Below are 2,452 nucleotides of genomic sequence, written 5' to 3'. Positions count from 1 at the left end.
CTGCCATCAATTATTGTGCCGAGGTCGCCCGTGTATAGGGCGACGGATAACCCATCGGGTCCGAATGCAGTAGTGATGAGCAAATTATTCGTGGTGGTTGATTTATCGAGGGTCTGAATTTTGTACCCGCGTGATTCATAAAATGCTGAGACTTTCTGCCTGAGTGTCTCGCGCTCGGTGGCGCTAAGGGGTCCCATGGTCCGCGCACCAGCGAACGATTTGTCGTTTCCGGTTCCCTGGAAGTTGCAGTAGCCACCGGCCGGAACGTCCTCGTTCACCCAATCACCAGCTGCCATGGCCTGGATCTCATCGAGGAGTCCGAAGAACTCCGTTCTGGCCTCATCCGCTGTCATGGTGACGCCCTTTCCATCGGGAAGCATGTTGCTTGCAGCGGTTTGAGAGCCTGATGAGGCTGTGTCAGTGCCCTGTCCCGGAGAGGAAGGGGAACATCCGGACACGAGCAGGAGCAGGACGGCACTGGTGGATAAGATGCGCCAGTACCGGCGGCGGTATGTGGTGGTCATTGGTTCCTACCGGAATTTGCCTTCAGGGTCGGGAACGCAGCGGGTATTTCCGCTGAGGGCGATGCCGTATTTGCCGGTGGTGATTCCCATGACGAACTTTTCGGGGCCGGAGACGGTAGTTCTTCTGACGAAGTTCTCGCCTCCGTCAGTTGATTGCTGGACCGTGAAGCCGGTGGTCACGAACTGTTCCTTGACCTTCTCGTGGAGAGCATCCATTTCCTCTCGGCTCAGTGGGCTCCGGCTTGTATTGACTGAGAATTGGGTGCCGTCAGTCCCGTCCGGGTGCCGGCAAGCGTCGCCTTGAAATTCGGAGGGTGGCGCGACACCCCAGTCGCCGGGGGCGAGGGCTTGAATCTTGTTGAAGAGGTTGAAGTACTCTGTGCGGGCTTGTTCTGGTTCCATGGTCTGCTCCACAGTGCTGGTAGGAGAATTGGTGCTGGGGGTTGTCCCGCACCCTGCCAGGGTGAGAAGAATGATCGCAGCGGCGGGAAGGACGCGCCTGTGCCGGCTGCGGTGTGTGGTGGTCATCGTGTCGAATTCGTGAGTTGATCGTCCAGGCCGAGTGAGATCTTGGCTTGGTTAATGCTTGACTCTGTTGTCTTGTCGAAGTAACCGTAGATGCCGTCTTTGCCGCCGGTTTGTCCGTCATGGGTTTTCGTGGGGTGCTCGATGGTGCCATCCGACGCTGTGAAACCGTCAGTGCCGAACGTGACGGCACCGAACCTGGGTCAGTGGTGTATTTTCGGTACCATCCCGCACCATGCCCGATCACTGATGTGTAGTCCACGGTGTAGGTTCCCCGGTAAACAGTTCCGCCGGGGTTCAGATGGAGGTTGTTCACGGAGGTCACGTTATCAGGGGCACCAACGTCACCGACGAGGACAAGGTTATCGACCGGCAGCTCGGCTTTAGCTGCCTCCATGAGTCCGAGGGAACCCATGGAGTGCCCAACGGCTGTTGTCATGGCCGTGTTGTCGAGGTTCTGATGAACTGCGTTGACCCCTGTCACGTCGTTGCGAAGGGCAGCCCCAACGACTTTGGCCTGATCGTTGCTGAAAACACCGAGGTCCTTCGCTGGTTCAACACCAATCCAGGCCACGACAGCAAGACGAGCCGGGTCAATTCCGTTCGGAACGGCAAGGTCACGTTGTTCGGTTCGTTGATCATAGGCCTGCTTGGTTTTGGAGGACATGTCATGGCCAATGGTGGTATCCAATCCGGGGATCTGATAACTGATGTGCTTGGCGGCGCCAAGGTCTCCAACAGAGATGGACGCGCCATACCCGGTGTCTGATCCTTGTTTGAGTCCATAAGGGACGAAGCTGATCAGTTGCCGGACGGCGGATGGATCCAGACGATCGGTTTTCTCCTTGCCCTCGCTGTCGTAGAGCGATTCCCAGACTTTGTTGACCATGCCTTCCTGGGAGCCCTCATCAGCTTCTCCGCCGTGCTCGTCGTGGTACTTCTTCAAGTAGTCGTGCATCTGCAGCAACTTCTTGCGGTTGGCAAGGTCCCTGGCGGTCGCGGTGACACCGTTCAGGTTCCCTATAAGTTCCGGCAGTGCATCGATCAGGAGCTGCTGTTCTTCACCGACGGTAACTTTCCCGGTGGCAGGCTCGACGGTGTGGCCGAGGCCAGACCACCACGTGGCTGCGGCTACGGGGTCCAGTCCTGGTTGGGTCAGTAGTTCCCGCAGCCGGGCGGTGCCACCATTACCGAGCCAAACCTTCAGTTGCACGGCGTTCAGGCCAGCGATGTCGTTCAAGCCGACTTGGTTTGGTGCTGCGTACTGGATGAAGACCCCGTTGAGCATGCTGTCTGCGATAGAGCCGCTGCCGGCTGTTTCGAATGCGGTGGCGACCTGCTCTATCCAATCGGCGTCTGCTGCGTTGGCGGCGAGCAGCCGCTCAAGACCAGCAACAAAAGAT

General features: G+C 58.0%; 3 protein-coding genes. All 3 read right to left on the bottom strand.

From position 1 onward, the window contains the following. Window positions 1-353, bottom strand: a 353-nt coding sequence (locus HP499_RS23365; protein ID WP_216660272.1) for a hypothetical protein, incomplete at its 3' end; no start/stop codon positions are given. A gap of 177 nt (window positions 354-530) precedes the next feature. Next, window positions 531-740, bottom strand: coding sequence for a hypothetical protein (locus HP499_RS23360; protein WP_172326437.1), 210 nt, complete (start codon window positions 738-740; stop codon window positions 531-533). Between the two features lie 52 nt (window positions 741-792). Next, window positions 793-2,452 (bottom strand): alpha/beta hydrolase (locus HP499_RS23355; protein WP_216660271.1); only part of this gene is annotated, 1,660 nt, incomplete at its 5' end.

The sequence above is a fragment of the Paenarthrobacter sp. CM16 genome, assembly GCF_013179505.1.
Lineage (GTDB): Bacteria > Actinomycetota > Actinomycetes > Actinomycetales > Micrococcaceae > Arthrobacter.
The sequence above is the reverse complement of the archived record's forward strand: the minus strand, read 5'-3'. Positions and strand labels throughout refer to the sequence as shown.

Coding starts and splice junctions, on each gene's coding strand:
- HP499_RS23360 (WP_172326437.1), bottom strand. CDS start 740: ATGGATGCTCTCCACGAGAAGGTCAAGGAACAGTTCGTGACCACCGGC.